We start from the raw sequence: 20,579 nt of genomic DNA on the forward strand, positions 1-20,579 counted from the left end.
CTTTAAACTTAACTCAAAAAGATATGGCTTTATTGTTAGGTGTTTCAAGAAATACATATATAAAAATTGAAAGTGGGATTGTTATTCCAAAAGTTGATTTATTATTGAAAATATCAAAATTGACTAATAAGAAAATTGCTTATTTTTATAATAATGAATATAGGAATAATGAAAAGATTTTAACATTATTAGATTCCTCTAAAGGAAATAAAAAGCGGATAATGATTTTATGTGAGATTTTATTACAAGTTGAAGTCGCTTTAAATAAAGAACATAAATAACTTAAATATCATCTTTGTGAACGCTTATAATATGTTGATGCTTCATAATGACAGATATGACTTAAGGTTTTTATGTATTAATTATCTAACTAATCCTATTGATTATAAAAATATAAATCACATGAATAACATTTCTTTTGATAAGAAAATAAAGGGATCTCGAATAATCTCAAATATCAGCCAAAAAAAAATGGCTGAGAAGTTAGGGATATCAAGACAAACATATATAGATATTGAAAATGGTGTAAGAATACCAAAAGCAGATACTATTTATAAAATATCAGTTATTACAAATCAGAGTATAAATTATTTTTTTTATGACAATACTGAAATAGGTGATATTGATCAGATATCTATATTGTTAGAACAATTACCAGAAAGTAAAAAAAAGTGGTTTTTCGCGGTTTTAAAAAAAATCATTGAATGTGAAGATTTATTATAATGAAGTTTGATTTAAATAAAATGAAAATAATTTCATTAGCAATAAAATCTAAAGAAATAAAACCATATTTACAGCCCATAGTTGATTTTAATAATAGAATTAAAGGATTTGAAGCATTATCGAGGTGGGTAAAGAATGAACATGAAGTTCTATTGCCTTATGCATTTATTGAAGATATAAAAGCTGATCATCAATTATTAGATGAGTGGACGATTAGTATAATTGAACAGTTAATTTGTTTTTTAATACCAAGAAAAATAAAATTAATTGATCTCCATTTGAATATATACAGTTCAACATTAAATACAACAGTTATAGAACATATAATTTGTTTAAATAAATATGTGAATGTAGTCATTGAAATTATAGAAGATGATATTATTTATAATGAAGATGAATTTATACGTAATTTAGATATATTATCTAAGTATGGCGTTAAATTGGCCATTGATGACTTTGGGTGTGGTTTTAATAATGAGTCGAGGTTATATAAATATAAATTCGATTTTATAAAGATAGATAGGTCATTAACATCATTGATAGATGTCGATATAGAAAAATATAAGTTAATAAAAAGAATCAAAAAGTTATCAGATGAAATGGGTACAACGATTATTGCTGAAGGTGTTGAAACTATAGAGCAGGCAAAATTATTGAAAGGTTTAGATATAAATAGATACCAAGGTTTTTTATATTATAAAGCATTACCTTTAGAGATAATAACTGAATTACAGTGGTAAGGTTAAGTCATGGATTTGAAATATGATTAAAAATTTGATTTTTTTATATTTGATATCATTTTTAATTACTAGTAGTTTTTTGACTATAAAAATAGAAAAGTTAAAAAATGAAATAGAGCAATCTTTTAGATATTTGAGTGATAGTATTTATAGATATCAAATTAATACTATCAACTCTAAAGTTATTTATGGAACAAAAGAGATTGAAAACATTTTGTACTTAACAAAAGTTAAAAATGACGAAACAGTAAAAGATATCTCAGAAAATTTTTCTAATTTTATATTAGATAGTCGTAGGAATGAGATTGTTAGTGGTAATATATGGACTGTAGCAAATATTTATCCTAAATATATGTTCGTTGAACCATATAGAAAAGCATATGAAAGAATACACGAACATACAGATACAGACAATGAGAGAAGTTACTTTGATTATTTAGTTGGATTAGAAAATATAGAAGTCAATTTAGAAAAATCCAATTTATCTATATATGAAACAATGAAAGTTTATGGACCATATACTGAGAGTGATACTAATGAGGAATTAATTACAATATATTATCCTTTGTATGTTAATAGGAAAATACAATCAATATTATTATTGGATATAAAATATGGTTTTTTTGATGAATTTATAATTAATTTTAATAAAAGAAATTTTTCGGTAATAAAAAAAGAAGATGATATTAATATTAGTCAGATGATTTTTGATATTATAGCAAAGAATAATTATAATGATAAAATTCATATACCTGTTGAGATTGAAAAAAGTATTTTTTAGTATATAGCATTTTTGTATTTCTATTTTTTTGTGGATGGTATTATTTGATTACTTTTTTATTCAAGTTTGTAACTGAGAGTAAAAAAGATAAATTAACTGGATTATATAGAAAAGATTATCTTAATGAGAAAAATTTAATCAATTGTATTATTGTTATTGATATAGATTTTTTTAAAAAAGTTAATGATACTTATGGCCATCAGGTCGGTGATTTAGTCATCGCTGAAGTTTCCAATCGAATTAGAAATACGATTAGAAAAACTGATGTGGGGGTTCGGTGGGGAGGCGAAGAGTTTGTTATATTACTTGATGGTGTAATTAATATTTCTGATTTAAATGTCAAACTAGAAAAACTACTAAAAATAATCAGTGATAAAAAAATAGAAGACATAAATGTAACAATTTCTATTGGCGCCTTTTTATCATCGAATAGTATTATGCTATCTGAAGCATTTAAATACGCGGATGACGCTCTTTATCAATCAAAAATGGCAGGAAGAAATAAATATACTATTTTTACTGATGAAAAATTAAAGTAGAAAAAGCCTTAAAATTTTATTTTCATTTATAATATAGCCATTGTAGAGATTATATATTAGTGATTACCTAGCAGTATTAACATTGTTGATGAGGTAGGGTGCAGCAATTGCTACGCCCTAAAAAAGACTGGCATTAGAAGTGCCAGTCTTTTTTTACATGCAACCTTATTACACATATTTAAAAGTCGGCATCGACTTCAAAGATCATTGGCTCGCCAGTCACAGGGTGTGCAAGGCCAAGATATTGTGCGTGTAGATGTAAGCGCTCGGCTTTTTGACCGTATAAGTCATCCCCGACAATTGGCATGTTCATGCCGTTGTGATGAGCTGAGTGGATGCGTAGTTGGTGAGTACGGCCTGTTTTAGGGTAATAATAGACTTTGGTTTTACTGTCTTTGCGCTCGATAACTTGCCATTTTGTTTGTGCTGGTTTGCCGTGTTCATAGCATACTAACTGGCGGGGACGATCATCTAGATCAACTCGCATTGGTAAGTTAATTTCACCGTGATCGTGTTCAGCAATGCCATCTAATAGCGCCACATAACGTTTTTCTGCAGTACGGTTAATAAATTGTTTTTGCAGAGCTTTATGCGCATCTTTAGTTAATGCTATCACTATTAGCCCTGAAGTTGACATATCTAAACGATGTACAATCAGTGGGCTATCACTATCTGGGAACATCGCTTGCATACGGCTATAGACAGAGTCAGTGATCACTTTACCTGGAACAGAAAGGAATTCTGCGGGTTTATTGATAACCACCATTGCTTCGTCTTGATAAACAATCTCAAGTTCTTTGCCTTCGGCGGGGTTTTGTAATAACGGGTTAGCATCAATTTCAATACCAGTAAGCATATGCTGTAAAATTGGCTCACATTTGTTTTTACACGCTTCATAAAAATATTTGTGCTTACGAATTTGTGCAGCAGGAGATGCTCCCCACCAAAATTTTGCCATCGCTAATGGTTTGAAATCTTGTTTAAAGGCATGCTGCAATAGTTTAACTGTGGCGCATTCGCCTGCCTCTTGTGGCGGTGTTATATCCCCAAATAAGGTATTTAAATCTTTTGCTTCACCATACTGATTTAAAAATTGATATTGTGCGTAACGGTGCTGCTGTAATAATGTCGTTAAGGTGTCGTACTCTGATTTTAGTAAGGCTAGTTGTTCTTTATCTGCTTGTAACTTATCGCTAATCTCTGCAAGTGTTTGAGTCCACTGTTGACGAATAGTTTTCTGCTGGTGCTTATCAAACGCACTTTCACGGGCTAAACGATGGAATTCTTGCGTCATAAATTCGCTATCGTTACTTTGTTCGGCTGCTGTCCGCTGTAATTTACGTTGTTTGCGTTGCTCTATCATCTGTAAACGAAATGACTCAGAGGTTAACTCTGCTTGAGTTTGGGCTGTCTGATACTGCTGTTGCAACTGAATGTAGCTTGGTTTGGATTTAATCGCCGTAATCTTAGCGGTAATATTATCTATGATAATTTGTTGAGTGCTGATAGCTGGATTAATGTTGAGAGCATCAACCACAGGCGGAACAAAATGTGGTAGATGTGTTTGGCCAGCAATTTTTCCAGAAAATGCAGATAAATAACCGATATCACCTTGCGGGTTTTGAACTAATAAAACGCCAAACATATGGCCAATAGCATCATCATTATTTAACCCAAAGTTATGCTGCCATTGATCTTGAGTTTCGATATGTTGTTGTAATTCTTGAGCTGCTAATACACATAATGGATGTGGTGTGTAGCAAAAAGGAAAAGTAAAGCGCTCAGGCAGTGATAGCGTATCAATAGCAGTGATGAAGTGGGTAAAGGTGTTGTCAGATGCGTGCATGATGTTATCTATTACGAATAGGGGCGGCGATTCTAGCATTTCTAACACTTAAATTCGAGTTAACTAATAGGTAACGGTTTTGCTTAATACTGGTTGTTTAAGATTAAATATTTCATAGATGTATATAAAATATTTCTAATTGACATCTATTTAACCTAATTATAATGAGTGTCAAATTTTGAGTATTAATATTACTTTTTTATAATAGAGACATTTTAATTTTTTAGGATTATAGTTTGTTCAAGATATTTAAGATAATTACCGAGGTGTATCATGAGCTTAAAAATCAAATGTGAACATATGGAATTAACCGATTCAATTAAAGTATTGGTTGCCGATTATATTGAAAAATTGATGGTTATTGATCCAGAGTTTAAGCATGTTCATGTGGGTATTTTTAAAGAAGATACAGGTTATGCTGTTGATTTAAAAATGGATACAGAAGAATTCAATAAATTAAGTGCTAAAGCTCATAATGTTAATCTTGATGAGTGTATTAAAGAAGCATTTTTTCATTTTGAAAAAGTAATTGAAAAGAAAGTGGCACATCAATAATAAGTTACAGTTTATTATTGTGATTAGAAGGCTCTTATTAGAGCCTTTTTTATTATCTGCTATTTATAATAATAAAATTATTTTTTTAATAAGTAATAAATAAGGGCTGAGTAATGTTATTTACTCAGCCCTAATATAATAATATTAATTACTGATCACTTGTCGAGTGGTGACTAAGCAAATATTGGGTAGCTGATCAGTCAAAAAAGCTTGTTTACCTTTAATGCGTTTACTATTAAGTACATAAGTCCTTTCATTCAGCTTACCTTGAAAATCCCATTTACTGAATGCTTCATGACGAGCATCAGAACACGATGTTTGTAACACATAACTTTCGGTGACTGAAGTATTACAGCGGCCCGCAGTGTTTTTTACGCCGTGAAAGCTAACATGGCTATCACGATCTCGATAACTGGTTACTGCAAGTGCGTTGAAGAGGTGAATATTGTCTGCTTTATCGTTGTAAGACAATATACGGTGTGGGTTGGTTTTCAATGTCACGTCAGCAAGTTGTATTAATTCGCTAGAACAAGGGATGGTTTGACTCTTTAGTATACTGTCCATTGATGTTTTTGCCGTTGCTTGTGCAATATACATACTTGGTAATAGACAGACTCCAATAATAAAAAGCGATGCACCTTTCATCTCTGATCTCCGATTAATACTTTTTCAATGGCATAACTAACAACTGAACATCAAACTGTTCACCATTAGCTTGTTGCATGCGTACTGTAATCACTTGATCGGCTTTAAGAGCATTTTTAACACCCATAAACATTAGGTGATAACCATTGCTCGCAAGCGTAACACTGTCTTTTGCTGGAATTTCAAGTGCATCTACTTTACGCATTGCCATTTGACTATCACGCATAAACATACGATGAAATTCGGTATGCTTAGCGATAGTCGTGGCCGCGCCGGTGAGGGTGATCGCTTTATCGCTATTATTGATGATTTTCATATAGCCAGAACTGACTTTTGCGCCAGGAATAGTGGCTTTCGCAGTGGCATTCTCAATGGTTAATGCAGCGTTTATCTGCTGAATATTAGTATAATCGTGTTGGGTTGATGACTGATGGTCAGCATGAGCTATTTCAGTGGCAAAAACCGCCGATGGAAAACAGCTAAGTAATAATGCTAAGTACAAAGAACTTTTTTTCATTGTTATATCTCCTATTGTTTAGCAATGGTTTTGGCGTAAACACGTTCAATACCAGCCGCAAGCTCAATCGGGGTGGTGTTATGGCTCATCGCACCGACTAATGTGCCTGTTTCATCAATAATGTAGAACCGCGAAGAGTGATCAACGGTGTAGCTTAATTCCGATGATTCCATGTCGACAATGTCAAAATAGACCCCATATTGTTTGGTTAATGCATCAATTTGTTGTTCTGTACCGGTAACGCCGACAACGTGATCGTCAAAATATTTAGCAAACTGATTTAAAGACACTAAATCATCACGCTCAGGATCGACACTAATGAATAATCCTCGTACATGGTTATAGGTTTGTGGCGATAAGCGTGATAAAGCCGCTGATAGAACCCCCATTGAAGAAGGGCACACTTCAGCGCAGTTTAGAAAGCCAAAATAAAGTACAACGATATTGCCTTTATATTGATCAAGGCTGACAGTGCCATTTAAGCTATTAAGTTCAAAAGGACCACCAAGATCTTTAAGTGGCTTAACATTTTCACCAACAGGGGTGGTGGTGTTATAGACATAACATCCCATCAATGTTGCAAGAAAGAGTGCTCCGACAAGAAGCACTATTTTGGTTGGGTTTTTGGTCATGAATGCGGCTCCATTATTATCGTTGGAAGCGCATTAACTTGATAATTTTCACTGAGACTTTCAGATGAAAAATCCAATGAAATCAGGGTGCAAAATACCATAATGTTAAAAATAGAGCTTAACAGCATTTTCTTACCCCATTGCGCATCAGGCACTTTTTGATAGCCTACTTTGGCAATATATAGCCAATGTAAACTCACTAACCCCATGCCTAATGCATACCAACTACCAGCGTAACCAAGGTAAGTGAGAGTCAGTGCCGCCATAGCAAAAGCAATGATATAACCAATGATATGGTGACGCGCACGCGCAATACCGACTTCAACAGGTAATACTGGGATCGAAGCGGATTTATAATCTTCGAAACGATAAATCGCAATGGCATATGAGTGAGGAATTTGCCATAAACAAAAAGTAATAAAGAGTACTGCAGCACCGGTATCAAATTGGCCAGTAACAGCGCAATAGCCAATAACGGGCGGACATGCACCAGATAAGCCACCAATTAATGTGCCGTGTACTGATTTCCGTTTGAAGTACAAACTGTATAAGCCAACGTAAACCACGAATCCAAGCACACCAAATTGAAATGCCACTAAAGAAGTGTATTGATAAAGGGTAAAAAAGCCGGCAACACATAATGCTGTCGCCCAAACTAAAGCATGAGATACAGGAACAACTTTTTTGACCAATTCACGCTCACAGGTGCGTTTCATTAACTTGTCGATATCAATATCGATGACATTATTGAATACACACCCTGAAGCAACAATTAAGGTTGTACCCACACATACCGCGAGTAGTAGTAACCAATTAATATTGCCTTGAGAAGCAAGTAGGACGCCACCCACGGCGGCAACTAAGTTGCCACCGATGATGCCCGGTTTAGTAAGTTTTAGATAAGGTTTAATCATAGAACATCCCTGATCAATGACCCATTAGCATATTGTGGTTTAAGTGATCCATGATCCACAAAGAGCCAATAAGAATAATAGAAACAATGACGACCACGAATACGGCAGATGACGTATTCCACATTTGTTCTGAAGAGGTGTTCATATGAAGGAAGAACACCAGCTGTACCAGGATCTGTGCCACGGCGAACACCATGATCACACCAATAATGAATTGGGTAGAGCCAACTCCTGCCATTACCATAGCGAAAGGAACAATCGTCAAAATAATGGAGAACACTAGCCCTCGAACATATTCTTTTACACTGCCGTGTGCTTGGCCACCTTGACCATGTTCAGTTGAGTGTTGGTTAGTTGAATTGTCCATTACAATACTCCCATTAAGTAAACAACACTGAACACACAGATCCAGATAATATCTAGGAAGTGCCAGAACAGGCTTAAACAGGCTAAGCGGGTTTTGTTTTCTGTAGAGAAGCCATCACGCTTAAAGTGGAAGAACAGCACGATCATCCACACTAAACCTGCAAATACGTGTAATCCATGAGTCGCAACGAGACCATAAAATGCTGACCAGTACGCGCTGCTGTGGAATGTCGCACCTTCACTACTAAAATGATAGAACTCGTATAGTTCCATGATTAAGAAAGAGAAACCAAGCATGAAGGTGATGCCTAACCATTTGAACATACCTTTCATATCTTCATGGTTAGCTTTTAACATCGCCATGCCGAACGTAAAACTACTAAACAGTAGTAATGCGGTTTCTGCTAATACAAAGCTAAGGTTAAACAGCTCTTTGGGTTCAATTAAGCCTGCAAAACTGTTGGAGTAAACGGCGTAAACTGCAAATAAAGTACCGAATAATAAACAGTCACTGAGGATATAAATCCAAAAACCAAAAATGGTATCACCAGCATAGTCATGATGGTCATGATCATCGAGATCATGACCGTCATTAGACTGAGCAGGGACATTGAGGTTAAATGTATCTTTTACTTCTGTAGTCATAGCTGCTCTCGTCCCTTATGCCATTGAGTCTGCTGGTTTTAGACCTGATGGATCGAAATCATCATCATCTTCACCATCTTCGTTTTCAAGTGTCTTCTCACCGCGCGCTTTAGCAAGATGTTTACGTTCAATTGCTTCAACTTCAGAGACTTCAACGTAGTAATCTTTATTGCGTTGGAAGCTATAAATGATCCATGAAGCAATCATGCCCACCGTACCTGCAATAACCATCCACCAGATATGCCAGATAAAAGCAAAGCCAAACATTAATGAGAACATACTGATAACTACACCTGCCCACGTGTTTTTCGGCATGTGGATGCGCTTATAACGCTCAGGTTCTTTGTAAGCTAAACCATGTTCTTTAGCGTAATGGTGCTCATCACGGTCATGAATTTTAGGTAATAGAGCAAAGTTATAGAATGGAGGAGGGGACGATGTTGCCCATTCCAAAGTACGGCCATTCCATGGGTCACCAGTAAGATCCACATTCTTTTTACGATCACGGATACTGACGTAAATTTGATAGAATTGAACCGCGATACCGGCAGCGACAATACAAACACCAAATGCAGCTACCCATAAGTAAGGTGCCCACTCTGGGTTATCTGCAACATTAAGGCGACGAGTCATACCGTTAAAACCAAGTACATACACTGGCATGAAGGCAACAAAGAAACCAACAGTCCAAAGTACGCATGAGATTTTGCCTAGGCGTTCATCAAGGGTGAATCCTGTTGCTTTAGGGAACCAATAAGTGAGACCAGCAAAGTAACCAAATAGTGCACCACCAATAATAACGTTATGGAAGTGGGCTATAACGAACAGACTGTTGTGTAGAACAAAGTTAGCTGCTGGTATAGCAAGCATTACGCCAGTCATACCACCAATAGTAAATGTGATCAGGAACGCAATCGTCCACCACATACTGGCACTGAACTCAACCCGTCCTTTATACATGGTAAATAACCAGTTGAAGATCTTAACCCCAGTTGGAATTGAGATAATCATGGTAGCAATACCAAAGAAGGCGTTAACACTTGCTCCTGCGCCCATGGTAAAGAAGTGATGCAGCCATACGATAAATGACAACACCATAATAACCATCGTTGCCCATACTAATGACGTATAACCAAAGAGGCGTTTACGAGAGAAAGTAGCGGTTATTTCGGAAAAAATACCGAAAGCAGGTAATACCAGAATATAAACTTCAGGGTGACCCCATGCCCAAATTAAATTGACGTACATCATTTGGTTACCACCCATATCAGTGGTAAAGAAATGGGTGCCAACATAACGATCTAGCGTAAGCAGCGTTAGAGTGACAGTCAAAATAGGGAAGGCGAGTACAATCAGTGCGTTGGCACACAGTGATGTCCATGTAAATACCGGCATTTGCATCATTTTCATGCCTGGCGCACGCATACGAAGGATAGTAACAACAAAGTTAATCCCTGTTAGCAATGTACCGATACCTGATATTTGCAGTGACCATAACCAATAATCAACCCCGACCCAAGGATTTGCATCCATGCCCGAAAGCGGTGGGTAGGCTAACCAACCTGTTGCGGCAAACTCACCAATAAACAGTGACATGTTAATTAAGATAACACCGACAACGAATAGCCAAAAACTCAGGGAGTTTAAAAATGGGAAGGCAACGTCGCGGGCACCTATCTGCAATGGCACAATAATATTCATTAAACCCACCACGAATGGCATCGCAACGAAGAAAATCATGATCACGCCATGAGCAGTAAAGACTTGATCGTAGTGTTCTGGTGGAAGATAGCTAGCATCAATCGTTGATGCCGCTTGTTGAGAACGCATCAGTATTGCGTCAGAGAAACCACGTACGAGCATCACCATTGAGACGATGATGTACATAATACCTATTTTTTTATGATCAACAGAGGTAAACCATTCACTCCATAAGTAGTGCCATTTCTTTTGATAAGTGATTAATCCTAACAGTGCCAGTCCACCGAGCACGACTGCTATCATGACCGGGAAAACAACTGGATCGGTAAAAGGAATTACATCCCAATTTAATTTGCCGAAAATTGGATCCGCTTCGGCGTATACATCCCCTTTATAGGCCATTTTGGACTCCCGCGTGCTTCTCAATAATGTCTTTAAATTTAAGCGGTGCAACAGAGGCAAAATATGTCACCGGATGTGGCGCAGTTATTTGTTCTTTAGCATTCGCTGTTAGTTGGTTATAGCTATTGCTATTTAATACTTGCTCAGAGGCTTTAACTTTTTGAATCCATTGTTCAAAATCAGCGTCGTTAACAGCGTGTGCCTTAAATCGCATGTTAGCAAAGCCATAACCACTGTAATTTGCTGAGATTCCTCGATAAGATCCTTCTTCCTGAGCCATGAGATTTAAACGGTTTTCCATACCAGCCATTGCGTAAACTTGGCTACCTAGCTGTGGAATAAAAAATGAATTCATGGCGGTATCTGAAGTAACTAAGAATTTAACTGGACGGTTAACTGGCAAGGCAATTTCATTGACTGTAGCGATCTGTTGTTCAGGATAGATAAATAGCCATTTCCAATTCATTGCAACGACTTGAATGGTTAATGGTTCTTTATCAGAAACGATTTCTTTTCTTGGATCGAGAGAATAAGAGGTTTGGTAGGTGATCCAACCAAGCGCTAAAACAATAAGACAAGGTACAGTCCATACGATGACTTCTATTTTAGTCGAATGCTCCCACTCAGGAGTGTATTCAGCCTCTTTGTTGCTATGACGGTATTTATAAGGAAAATAAATGGTCATGAACAAAACAGGGACGATAATGATTGCCATCAGTAATACTGAGGTAATTATTAATGATGATTGCGCTTCGCCAATGATGCCTTTCGAGTCAAAGAGCACCATATTACTACTGGCGAAAAGAGCGATCAAAAGTAATGTTGCAAGTAGGGTAAGAAGAATTATTATCATCTTCTTACTACGAATTATTTTCATTTTTCCTCCATGAACTAGCCTACTCATAAAAATCCAGTAATAACTGTTATAAAATAACCAACGACTGTTAATTTAAAGGTTAATGACTTGTGATTTTAATGGTTCTCAGTGTAACAAAAGATAACTACATGATATATATTATTTTATTATATTTACAAGCTAAAAATAGCTCGTTAATGTTGCTTGTTTGTTCATAAAGTACAATAACTAAACTTATCTTTATCATCTTCGTTGTTGGATTTCCCTATTTTGGATCAATTAACACTAGTAATAAAATGCTTATTTTAAATAATTGTACTAAAAATGTTAAAAAACATACCTGTGTTATGTTTTTGAAAAAAAGTTTTCAATTTATTGATGATTTAATAGACGTTTTGCTGGGGGGGCTGTTTTCGAGGTGGCAATAATAATGTTGAGGGTAATCGTCAATGTTTGACATTTAGTTACTGTGTTATTTTTGAATATATTGGATACTGTATCTAGTACTGATTTTTATAGAGTAATGAAGATATTATGGCGCAAAAAATGACCATGGCTGATATTTCAAAGCAGCTTGGAATTTCAAAAATGACAGTGTCACGTTATTTTAACGGCGGTTATGTTTCAGAAGAAAATCGTCTTAAAATTGATGCCATCGTAAAAGAAAATCACTACACTCCTAATAAATTTGCGCGTTCTATTCGCAGTCAATCAAATATTATTGGTTTTATTGCGCCGCGTATTGAATCTTATACCACTAGTTTAGTGATTAAAGGGGCATTAGCGGCCGCGAATGAATCTAATGCACGAATGCTGTTTCATGCGACAGGGTTTAGCCATGAATCTGAACGTCAAGCGGTGAGTGAGTTTAGTGGTTTAAATGCTCTTGGTACGATTGTTATTGCTTCAAAACACAGTGTAGAAGAGCCATTTTATCAAGGATTAGAAGATCTTATCTTTATTGGTAAACAGATCCCAGATCACTGCTGTTTATATTACCCTGAAAAAGCAGCTATTACGGCGTTGGTTTCCCAAACTATTCGCCAATTACAGCAACAGCACGCACCATTTACAGCCATTCATTATATCTATGATGCGCGTATGCTTTCGTCTCGTACTCAACTAATGCAAATGACAATCGCTGATATCGCACCAACACTGCCTTGTTCATTACAAGCGTTAGCTGATTCAGAACAAAAAGAAGCCTATCAAACGATTACACTGCAACCTAATCAGGTTTATTTCTGTGCTACCGATAATATTGCGATTCGTTTGTATCGTCGTGCTAAAGAGCAGAATTTAAAAATTGGCCATGATATTTGGGTGATAGGGATTGGTGATTATGACTACAGCGATTTATTAGTACCGAGTTTAACTAGCGTTGCTTTTAATTATTATCAGATGGGTTATCAAGCAGTAAAGAAGCTAATTAAACGCGATTCAAGTTCCTGCGAAGGTCAATTTGAGTTAAAAATCAGAGAAAGCTCTCAGTTCATTTAAAAACATTTTGCATATCAATCCATTCGATCTTACCTTGTGTGTTATCGGTAACACATAAAGATAATACATCGCATTCAGTAAGGTTAAATGGATGAATCACTCTAATAATGCATCAGCAATATCACTGCCATGGTGGAAAACAGCGACCGCTTATCAAATATATCCACGGAGCTTTTTTGATAGTAATCAAGACGGTATCGGTGATATTGAAGGGATCATTACCAAACTTGATTACCTAGCTGATCTGGGTATTGATTTGGTGTGGATTTGTCCATTTTATCAATCTCCGAATGATGATAACGGTTATGACATCAGTGATTATCAAGCGATCCATCCTGACTTTGGCAGCCTTGAAGATGTTGATCGCCTAATTTGTGCGGCACATGCCCGTGGTATTCGTATCATTATGGATTTGGTGATTAATCATACTAGTGATGAGCACCCGTGGTTTATTGAATCTCGCCAAAGTAAAACTAACCCTAAACGTGATTGGTATATCTGGCGTGATGGCTGTGAGCCTACCTCAGAAAAACCGACTTACGACCCTAATAATTGGGAAAGTATTTTTCATGGCAGTGCATGGCAATATGATGCCGAGACTGCCCAATATTATTTACATCTCTTTTCTAAAAAGCAGCCTGATCTTAATTGGCAGAATCCCGAAGTTAAACAAGCCTTATTTTCGATGATCCATTGGTGGTTAGCGCGTGGTATTGATGGCTTTAGAGTGGATGCGATTAGTCATATTCAAAAGCAACCGAATTTGCCTTCATTACCTAATCCGAAGGGTGATGATTATGTGTCTTCATTTGATTATCACATGAATGTTGATGGGATTGAGCAGCATTTATATGAACTGCGCGATCAGGCTTTTGCACCGTTTGATATTGTTACCGTTGGCGAAGCGAATGGTGTTGATGCAAAAGATGCGTTGACCTGGGTTGCTGAATCGACTGAGACCGATAAAGGTGGTGTTTTTAATATGATCTTCCAGTTTGAACACATGAAATTGTGGGCAGAAGAGCAGAACCGTGATCAGTTTAATCTTGTTGAATTTAAGCAAATATTAACTCGCTGGCAAAATACATTGGAAGGTAAAGGCTGGAATGCGCTGTATCTAGAAAACCATGACCAAGCTCGCTGTATTAATACCTTTGCCAATGTTAATCATTGGTATGGTAGCGCAACCGCATTAGCAACCTGTTATTTCTTGATGAAAGGAACGCCGTTTATTTATCAAGGGCAAGAGCTTGGCATGATCAATCATCAATTTATGGCATTGGATGAATTTAATGATGTTTCAGCTAAAAATTTAATCACCAAATTGCAGCAACAGGGGCAATCTGATCAGTCTATTTTAGCGTTATTAAATCAAGTCTCTCGTGATCACAGTCGTCTTCCAATGCCGTGGAACAATCGTCCGTTTGGTGGTTTTTCGAAAGTGAAACCATGGATAACGGTTAATCCTAATTACACCGATATTAACGTTGAACAGCAACAGCAAGATTCGAATTCGATTTTACAGTTTTATAAACAGTTAATTATGCTACGAAAAAACAATCAAAATTTAATTACTGGTCGTTATCAATTATTGCTAGAAAATGACACTAATATTTATGCATATCAAAGAATTAGTTCCGATGAAACCTGGATTATCATCACCAATTTAAGTGATATTGAGGTTCAGGTTGATATTGATAATACGCTGTTAGGAGAGTTAGTACTGGATAACCAAACACCGAATAATGACAACGTGAGACTAGATTTTATGGCCACAAAAATAGCGCCAGCCTATGCCGCCTATGTGTTTGTGAAAAAACATTAATTGTGTTTATGGCAGGTCATTGATGACGTAAACCTGCCATCTCAATCAAGGAATTAGTTATGAGTAAATTGTTCTCGTTTGATTTTTGGCAACGATTTGGTAAATCCCTAATCGTTGTTATCGCAGTAATGCCTGCTGCCGGTATTATGATCTCATTGGGTAAAGTGGTTGCCATGTATGCCGGTGGGATTGGCGCTATCGAAACCTTAGGCCATATTATGGAAAATATTGGCTGGGGTGTGATTGTTAACCTGCATCTATTGTTTGCTGTTGCTATTGGTGGTTCATGGGCAAAAGAGCGCGCAGGTGGTGCATTTGCAGCTGTTATTGCTTTTATTCTAATTAACCGTACAACTGGGGTTATTTTTGGCGTTAATGGCGCGATGATGAGTGATCCCCACGCGACAGTGATGAGTCTGTTTGGTACTGAACTGCCTGTTTCTCAATTTTTTACGACTATTTTAGGCGCACCAGCACTTAACATGGGTGTATTTATTGGCATTATTTCGGGTTATCTGGGAGCCAATTTATATAACCGCTATTACGATTTTTCTCGTTTACCAGAAGCATTAGCGTTCTTTAATGGTAAACGATTCGTCCCTTTTACGGTAATTTTTTATTCGGTAATTATTGCATTAGGATTAGCCGTTGTCTGGCCGCTAGTGCAAGGTGCGTTAAATGATTTTGGTCAATGGATTGCAAGTTCAAAAGATAGCGCGCCGATTATCGCTCCATTTGTTTATGGGACGTTAGAGCGTTTATTACTGCCATTTGGCTTACATCATACGTTAACTATTCCAATGAACTACACCGAGTTAGGTGGCGCATACCAACTACTAACGGGTCCAAGCGCTGGTTCAAGTGTTTATGGTCAAGACCCATTATGGTTAGCGTGGGTGAGTGATTTAAATAACTTGAAATTAACCGATCCAACCACTTACCAGCACTTATTAAACACGGTTCATCCTGCGCGCTTTAAAGCCGGTCAAGTGATCATTGCTGCTTCTTCACTAATTGGTATCGGTTTGGCTATGTACCATTGTGTCGATAGTGATAAGCGTTTGCAATATAAGCCAATGTTCTTCTCTGCTTGTCTTGCTGTTTTGCTTACTGGTGTGACTGAGCCGATTGAGTTTATGTTCATGTTTGTCGCGCCAGTATTATATGTTGCCCATGCGATATTAACCGGCCTGGCTTTTGCGCTGGTGGATCTGATTGATTTACGTGTACATGCTTTTGGTTTAATTGAACTTATTACACGAGTTCCGATGATGATTTCCGCAGGAATTGGCAGTGATTTAATTAGTTTTGTATTGGTGTGTATTGCTTTCTTTGCAATTAACTACACTTTGTTCCGCCTATTAATCGTTAAGTTTAATATTCCAACACCTGGGCGTGCTGGTAACTATATTGATGAGAAAGCCGAAGGTATGTCGCAAGACGATAAACTTGAAATCATTATTCAGAACTTAGGGGGGCGCGACAATATTGCCGAGATTGATGCTTGTATGACACGTCTTCGTATTACCGTTAAAGATCCTGCATTAGTCGCTGATTATACATTATGGAAATCAACGGGTGCATTGGGGTTAGTGATTAAAGATCAAGGTGTACAGGCCATTTATGGACCAGGTGTTGATGTGATTAAGTCGGCATTGATAGATAAGTTTGCTATGGCGTAATAAGCAATCGCGAATAGGGAGCATTATCGATAAGCGTAGTAGTAATGCTACGCTTTTTTATCTCACATAACATCGATAAGTGAATAATTTATGAAGTTATTGACATTAAATACCCACAGTTGGCAAGAAGATAATCAATTACAAAAATTAGACATAGTGGCTCAGGCAATTATAGAGCAACATTGTGATGTTATTGCGTTACAAGAGGTGAATCAGCATCATCTTAGTACTGTTATTAGTGAGCAGACATTAAGTAATCATCCTGTCCGTGAGGATAATTATGGCTATTTATTACAGCAAAAATTAGCAGAATTAGGTCATCATTATCAATTAACTTGGGATTTCGTTCATCAGAGTTACGATGTTTACCAAGAAGGACTCGCATTTTTAACTCGATTACCGATTATTGAACATCAGGTTATTGATTTAAATGATCACTATGATGAAAGTAATTGGAAGCATCGTCGTGCTGTACGAATTAAAGTTGTTTATCAACACCGAGAAATTGATTTTTATAATTGCCACTGCGGCTGGTGGAATGACAAAGAAAGCCTATTTACTGATCACTTAAATAGAATTACAGCAGTATTATCATCTCGATTGAGTTTCTTGTTAGGCGACTTTAATAATCCTAGCCATATTCGTAATGAGGGCTATGATTATGCGTTACAATGTAACTTATATGATTGCTACTCTATCTCTGAGAGTAAAGATACGGGCACAACAGTTATTAAAAATATTGATGGCTGGCAAAAAAATACTCAAGCGTTACGACTTGATTATATTTTTAGTAATCAGAAAGTTGCTGTAATGCAGCATCGGGTTATTTTTAATGATGATTTTTATGAGGCGGTGTCGGATCATTTCGGGATCATTATGGATGTGACTATTGTCACAGAGTAGTTTGTAAATAAGCTTTGGATATAAAAAAGCTCAAATTCAACGGTGAATTGAGCTTTTGCTATATTCTATTGCTATCTCAGATCAATATTTGTGACTTCAGCGTGAATCAAGTAACTCTCTGACTTTGGTACTTTGAAGCTGATAGGTTTACCTTGTTGCTGAGTCTTGGGACGGAAATAGGTTTCTGGCATACGGTTAATTGCGCGCCATAAGGTAACATCTTCAGCTGCAATTGTTTGACCCTGCATATCACTTAAACGTACTTTCATCGTGACATTAACGACTGATTTTGAATTTTGGTTAGTCATCATTGTTGGAATAACCAGTGTACCATTTTTATAATGTGCAGCTGATAACAATATATCCACGCCGCTATCACTAAGTTGTTGGATTGCTTTTTTAGCACCAAGTTCAACAGTAACTCCTTTTGAGGCGCTAATAATAGGGATCGCAGCTGCAGACGTTGCTATAACAGGTGTTTCAGTCGTAACGTTAAGTGTTTGTTTTGTTTGGGGAGTATTAGCCTGATGTTTATATTGCCAAGTAAAATTATCATGCAGAATAACTTCACGGCCATCATTGAGAGTGAGTGTTTGATCGGCTGCCCATACAGAACTTGAGGCTATTAATGCAATGATAGCACCGCATAGTTGAGTTTTATTTAGCATTATTATGTCCTTAATATCTTATTGCGGTTGATGGTCTATGGCTTTAAGGAATAATGCAATTTCTTTTGAAAGTAATGCTATCAATGCATTGTTATCAAGACGGTAGATTTCATCTTCGATATAAGTGAAAGATTGATAAATAAACTTTTCTTGCTTAGAAATATGCTTGAATAATTCCGTATGATTTAATGTTTGTTGTAACAGTTGTTGCAGTTGTATTAGTGAGTGCGTCGCGCTTTTTAATTCTGCTTCAATCTCATCATTAAGTATTATATTTTCTTTACTTTCATTTATTTGAGTTAATATACGTAAAATTATATTAGAGCTACGGCTACAAAGAAGGATATGTTCACTTGTTTGTGAATTGCGTTGTGGTTCGCCTAAATATCCCATCCAATGATCAAAGAGGTTGGTATCGTAGACAACACAATTTTGGAAGTGATGCTGTAACTTTTCAGTGTGTTTTTGGTCTTTATTCGATAAGTAAAGATTGAAGCTAATTAAGTAATCAATATAGCCTTTAACGGTAGTACTAAGCTGAGTTGGGAATGATTTCTTTTGCCAACCAGGGGTTAGGATAAACACAAATATAAGTGGAATAATAACACCTAATACCGTGTTATCTAGACGAGGCAACATAATATTGTCGCCTTGGCCATTGAGCGAGAAACCGGCGAATACAAATAAGGTCACAAAAAAGACCGCAAAACCATAGTGGCGTGCAGATGTATGGAAAAACAATACCGCAGCAATACAAAATATGAACGGTAAAATACTACTTGCCACTTGGAAATGTAATAATCCGCTTACTACAATTAAACCGCAGATAGTACCAGTTAAGCGCTGTAATAATCGTGTCCATGTCATTGATAAATTTGGACGAAGGATAAGCAAACTTGTCATTAACGTCCAAAAACCAAAATCGAGATCCAAGAGACGAACAACGATCAGGCCAGTAGTGAGACTTAATGTTCCACGAAGTGCATGACGAAAGTAACTTGATTTTAACGTCATTTGGCTGGTTAATTTAGAAATAATATCACGCCATTTCCAAGTTAAAACTATCGGTTTTACGATTGTAGGATTGGTGATAGTACTCGATTGATTTTTGAGCTCGCATAATGAAAGATAAATAATATCGAGCTTATTAATAAAAGATTGTGCAGCGATTGCCTCTTGCTGGGCTTCCGCGGGTACTTGATAGCGACGTAATGCTTCAAAATCAACATTTGGCAGTGCTAAATGGTGGACATTATTGACACTCACTTGTGCGAGGTATTGGCTAATTTGTTGATCCGCGTGATGGATATGTTCTAACCATTGTGGGCAACTCTGCTTTAAAAGTGGTGTCGAGGTGAAATACATTAGCCGTGTTTGTTCATTAATATGTTCCGCTATTTTTAAAAAGCGGTAGATATCTTGTAATTTTGCACTGTCTTCACCACAACTAAATTGTTGGTGGATCCGATATTCAAGTGTGTGTGACAGAGTCGCTATTTTTGAGCGTAATTGGGCTGATTGAATGAATAGCTGGTTTTTATCGGTGGAGAATACAAAGCCTTGATCATGGATCATCAGTTTTTTAGCGAGTGCTTGGTAAAGGTCCGATAAAATATCTTTTGATTCTTGATTGGGTAGAAAAGTAATGGCTAATGCTTGCCAGAAAATGTACCACATTGCACCGCCAGTTAGCCACATAGGTATTAACCATACAGGGCGCCCTTCAAGGTGTAATAACATGGCATAGATGGCTAATAGAATAGCAGCGAAACCAATCGCTCCTAAACGTGGCGTTAATACTGCGAGCATAAAGAGCGCAAAACTAACAATTGCTAATGATCCAACAAATAACAATGAGTGTGGAAAAACGACTTCAATACCTAAACTGATTAAGAAAAATAATGGTAAAGCAATCGCAAAATCTAAAATACGATATTTAGTTACGCTAGATGTATCAGCAAAACCACAACTGATGCTACCGAGTGAGAATGCAATTCCCATGGTGACATGTCCCATGAGAAATAGAGGAATAGAGCAACTAATAAAACTAAGGGCTGCAATATTTGTCCTTAGATTAAAAAAAGTTCGTAATGATGGATAACGAAGTAAAATATTTGATTGAATCATTGTCAGCACAGT

General features: G+C 36.6%; 21 protein-coding genes. 10 read left to right on the plus strand and 11 right to left on the minus strand.

Annotated elements, in window-relative coordinates; all coding sequences use genetic code 11:
* The 5 genes from C0W29_RS10635 to C0W29_RS10655 form a co-directional block, all read left to right on the plus strand.
* Nucleotides 1–281: helix-turn-helix transcriptional regulator (locus C0W29_RS10635; protein WP_146147151.1), on the plus strand; the 281-nt coding region annotated here is incomplete at its 5' end.
* A gap of 121 nt (nucleotides 282–402) precedes the next feature.
* Nucleotides 403–723 (plus strand): helix-turn-helix transcriptional regulator, encoded by a 321-nt coding sequence (locus C0W29_RS10640; protein ID WP_158260024.1) that lies wholly within the window; start codon nucleotides 403–405, stop codon nucleotides 721–723.
* On the plus strand, nucleotides 723–1,463 hold the full coding sequence (locus tag C0W29_RS10645) for an EAL domain-containing protein (protein WP_045044628.1): 741 nt from the start codon (nucleotides 723–725) through the stop codon (nucleotides 1,461–1,463). Before C0W29_RS10640 ends, C0W29_RS10645 begins: the two co-directional genes overlap by 1 nt.
* 22 nt (nucleotides 1,464–1,485) lie before the next feature.
* A complete protein-coding gene (locus C0W29_RS10650) occupies nucleotides 1,486–2,244 on the plus strand; it encodes a hypothetical protein (RefSeq protein WP_045044629.1) in 759 nt (252 codons plus the stop codon).
* Nucleotides 2,245–2,288: 44 nt separating this feature from the next.
* Nucleotides 2,289–2,783 carry a GGDEF domain-containing protein gene (locus C0W29_RS10655; protein ID WP_052671585.1) on the plus strand — a complete coding sequence of 165 codons (495 nt, stop codon included), beginning with the start codon at nucleotides 2,289–2,291 and terminating at the stop codon, nucleotides 2,781–2,783.
* A 178-nt stretch (nucleotides 2,784–2,961) separates the two neighbouring features.
* Here the strand turns inward: C0W29_RS10655 and C0W29_RS10660 are convergent, their stop codons facing one another.
* Nucleotides 2,962–4,629: an RluA family pseudouridine synthase gene (locus C0W29_RS10660; protein ID WP_045044630.1), complete on the minus strand. Its 1,668-nt coding sequence runs from the start codon at nucleotides 4,627–4,629 to the stop codon at nucleotides 2,962–2,964.
* Between the two features lie 273 nt (nucleotides 4,630–4,902).
* Between C0W29_RS10660 and C0W29_RS10665 the strand changes: the two genes are divergently transcribed.
* Nucleotides 4,903–5,184 (plus strand): HPF/RaiA family ribosome-associated protein, encoded by a 282-nt coding sequence (locus C0W29_RS10665; RefSeq protein ID WP_045044631.1) that lies wholly within the window; start codon nucleotides 4,903–4,905, stop codon nucleotides 5,182–5,184.
* Between the two features lie 144 nt (nucleotides 5,185–5,328).
* Here C0W29_RS10665 and C0W29_RS10670 read toward each other — a convergent pair whose 3' ends face one another.
* Genes C0W29_RS10670 through cyoA form a run of 8 tightly spaced genes read right to left on the minus strand, consistent with a single transcriptional unit; the run spans nucleotide 5,329 to nucleotide 11,883 of the window.
* Nucleotides 5,329–5,829 (minus strand): hypothetical protein, encoded by a 501-nt coding sequence (locus tag C0W29_RS10670; protein WP_045044632.1) that lies wholly within the window; start codon nucleotides 5,827–5,829, stop codon nucleotides 5,329–5,331.
* Nucleotides 5,830–5,842: 13 nt separating this feature from the next.
* Nucleotides 5,843–6,346: a copper chaperone PCu(A)C gene (locus C0W29_RS10675; protein WP_045044633.1), complete on the minus strand. Its 504-nt coding sequence runs from the start codon at nucleotides 6,344–6,346 to the stop codon at nucleotides 5,843–5,845.
* A gap of 11 nt (nucleotides 6,347–6,357) precedes the next feature.
* Nucleotides 6,358–6,978, minus strand: a complete 621-nt coding sequence (locus tag C0W29_RS10680) for an SCO family protein (protein WP_045044634.1) — start codon at nucleotides 6,976–6,978, stop codon at nucleotides 6,358–6,360.
* The gene (gene cyoE / locus C0W29_RS10685) at nucleotides 6,975–7,892 is read right to left on the minus strand and encodes a heme o synthase (RefSeq protein WP_036789856.1); all 918 of its coding nucleotides are present in this window, start codon (nucleotides 7,890–7,892) and stop codon (nucleotides 6,975–6,977) included. Before cyoE ends, C0W29_RS10680 begins: the two co-directional genes overlap by 4 nt.
* Before the next feature lie 13 nt (nucleotides 7,893–7,905).
* Entirely contained in the window at nucleotides 7,906–8,259 is a 354-nt protein-coding gene (gene cyoD / locus C0W29_RS10690) for a cytochrome o ubiquinol oxidase subunit IV (protein ID WP_036789859.1), read from the minus strand.
* Nucleotides 8,259–8,903 carry a cytochrome o ubiquinol oxidase subunit III gene (cyoC, locus tag C0W29_RS10695; protein ID WP_045044635.1) on the minus strand — a complete coding sequence of 215 codons (645 nt, stop codon included), beginning with the start codon at nucleotides 8,901–8,903 and terminating at the stop codon, nucleotides 8,259–8,261. The genes cyoD and cyoC overlap by 1 nt, the downstream gene beginning before the upstream one ends.
* 15 nt (nucleotides 8,904–8,918) lie before the next feature.
* Nucleotides 8,919–11,006 carry a cytochrome o ubiquinol oxidase subunit I gene (cyoB, locus tag C0W29_RS10700; protein ID WP_036789864.1) on the minus strand — a complete coding sequence of 696 codons (2,088 nt, stop codon included), beginning with the start codon at nucleotides 11,004–11,006 and terminating at the stop codon, nucleotides 8,919–8,921.
* Nucleotides 10,996–11,883, minus strand: coding sequence for a ubiquinol oxidase subunit II (gene cyoA / locus C0W29_RS10705; protein WP_045044636.1), 888 nt, complete (start codon nucleotides 11,881–11,883; stop codon nucleotides 10,996–10,998). Before cyoA ends, cyoB begins: the two co-directional genes overlap by 11 nt.
* Before the next feature lie 513 nt (nucleotides 11,884–12,396).
* On the opposite strand from cyoA, the gene C0W29_RS10710 reads away from it, so the two are divergent.
* The 4 genes from C0W29_RS10710 (at nucleotide 12,397) to C0W29_RS10725 (ending at nucleotide 17,772) form a co-directional block, all read left to right on the plus strand.
* The gene (locus C0W29_RS10710) at nucleotides 12,397–13,362 is read left to right on the plus strand and encodes a LacI family DNA-binding transcriptional regulator (protein ID WP_045044637.1); all 966 of its coding nucleotides are present in this window, start codon (nucleotides 12,397–12,399) and stop codon (nucleotides 13,360–13,362) included.
* Nucleotides 13,363–13,453: 91 nt separating this feature from the next.
* The gene (locus C0W29_RS10715) at nucleotides 13,454–15,187 is read left to right on the plus strand and encodes a glycoside hydrolase family 13 protein (RefSeq protein ID WP_045044638.1); all 1,734 of its coding nucleotides are present in this window, start codon (nucleotides 13,454–13,456) and stop codon (nucleotides 15,185–15,187) included.
* A 59-nt stretch (nucleotides 15,188–15,246) separates the two neighbouring features.
* Nucleotides 15,247–16,869 carry a PTS transporter subunit IIBC gene (locus tag C0W29_RS10720; RefSeq protein ID WP_045041132.1) on the plus strand — a complete coding sequence of 541 codons (1,623 nt, stop codon included), beginning with the start codon at nucleotides 15,247–15,249 and terminating at the stop codon, nucleotides 16,867–16,869.
* 90 nt (nucleotides 16,870–16,959) lie between these two features.
* A complete protein-coding gene (locus C0W29_RS10725; protein ID WP_045044639.1) occupies nucleotides 16,960–17,772 on the plus strand; it encodes an endonuclease/exonuclease/phosphatase family protein in 813 nt (270 codons plus the stop codon).
* A 71-nt stretch (nucleotides 17,773–17,843) separates the two neighbouring features.
* Here C0W29_RS10725 and C0W29_RS10730 read toward each other — a convergent pair whose 3' ends face one another.
* Nucleotides 17,844–18,440, minus strand: coding sequence for a DUF3157 family protein (locus C0W29_RS10730; RefSeq protein WP_045041134.1), 597 nt, complete (start codon nucleotides 18,438–18,440; stop codon nucleotides 17,844–17,846).
* Nucleotides 18,441–18,458: 18 nt separating this feature from the next.
* Nucleotides 18,459–20,441, minus strand: coding sequence for an FUSC family membrane protein (locus C0W29_RS10735; RefSeq protein WP_036789875.1), 1,983 nt, complete (start codon nucleotides 20,439–20,441; stop codon nucleotides 18,459–18,461).
* Between the last annotated feature and the right edge of the window lie 138 nt (nucleotides 20,442–20,579).

Origin of the sequence: Photobacterium kishitanii (genome assembly GCF_003026355.1) — a bacterium.
Taxonomy (GTDB): Bacteria; Pseudomonadota; Gammaproteobacteria; order Enterobacterales; family Vibrionaceae; genus Photobacterium; species Photobacterium kishitanii.

Bases quoted from the DNA above. Each gene is read 5' to 3' on its own strand.
- C0W29_RS10665 (WP_045044631.1), top strand. From the start codon at position 4,903: ATGAGCTTAAAAATCAAATGTGAACATATGGAATTAACCGATTCAATT.
- C0W29_RS10645 (WP_045044628.1), top strand. From the start codon at position 723: ATGAAGTTTGATTTAAATAAAATGAAAATAATTTCATTAGCAATAAAA.
- C0W29_RS10670 (WP_045044632.1), bottom strand. From the start codon at position 5,829: ATGAAAGGTGCATCGCTTTTTATTATTGGAGTCTGTCTATTACCAAGT.
- C0W29_RS10680 (WP_045044634.1), bottom strand. From the start codon at position 6,978: ATGACCAAAAACCCAACCAAAATAGTGCTTCTTGTCGGAGCACTCTTT.
- C0W29_RS10675 (WP_045044633.1), bottom strand. From the start codon at position 6,346: ATGAAAAAAAGTTCTTTGTACTTAGCATTATTACTTAGCTGTTTTCCA.
- C0W29_RS10660 (WP_045044630.1), bottom strand. From the start codon at position 4,629: ATGCACGCATCTGACAACACCTTTACCCACTTCATCACTGCTATTGAT.
- C0W29_RS10730 (WP_045041134.1), bottom strand. From the start codon at position 18,440: ATGCTAAATAAAACTCAACTATGCGGTGCTATCATTGCATTAATAGCC.
- cyoE (WP_036789856.1), bottom strand. From the start codon at position 7,892: ATGATTAAACCTTATCTAAAACTTACTAAACCGGGCATCATCGGTGGC.
- C0W29_RS10720 (WP_045041132.1), top strand. From the start codon at position 15,247: ATGAGTAAATTGTTCTCGTTTGATTTTTGGCAACGATTTGGTAAATCC.
- cyoC (WP_045044635.1), bottom strand. From the start codon at position 8,903: ATGACTACAGAAGTAAAAGATACATTTAACCTCAATGTCCCTGCTCAG.
- C0W29_RS10650 (WP_045044629.1), top strand. From the start codon at position 1,486: ATGATTAAAAATTTGATTTTTTTATATTTGATATCATTTTTAATTACT.
- C0W29_RS10735 (WP_036789875.1), bottom strand. From the start codon at position 20,441: ATGGGAATTGCATTCTCACTCGGTAGCATCAGTTGTGGTTTTGCTGAT.
- C0W29_RS10640 (WP_158260024.1), top strand. From the start codon at position 403: ATGAATAACATTTCTTTTGATAAGAAAATAAAGGGATCTCGAATAATC.
- cyoA (WP_045044636.1), bottom strand. From the start codon at position 11,883: ATGAAAATAATTCGTAGTAAGAAGATGATAATAATTCTTCTTACCCTA.
- C0W29_RS10725 (WP_045044639.1), top strand. From the start codon at position 16,960: ATGAAGTTATTGACATTAAATACCCACAGTTGGCAAGAAGATAATCAA.
- C0W29_RS10715 (WP_045044638.1), top strand. From the start codon at position 13,454: ATGAATCACTCTAATAATGCATCAGCAATATCACTGCCATGGTGGAAA.
- C0W29_RS10710 (WP_045044637.1), top strand. From the start codon at position 12,397: ATGGCGCAAAAAATGACCATGGCTGATATTTCAAAGCAGCTTGGAATT.
- cyoD (WP_036789859.1), bottom strand. From the start codon at position 8,259: ATGGACAATTCAACTAACCAACACTCAACTGAACATGGTCAAGGTGGC.
- cyoB (WP_036789864.1), bottom strand. From the start codon at position 11,006: ATGGCCTATAAAGGGGATGTATACGCCGAAGCGGATCCAATTTTCGGC.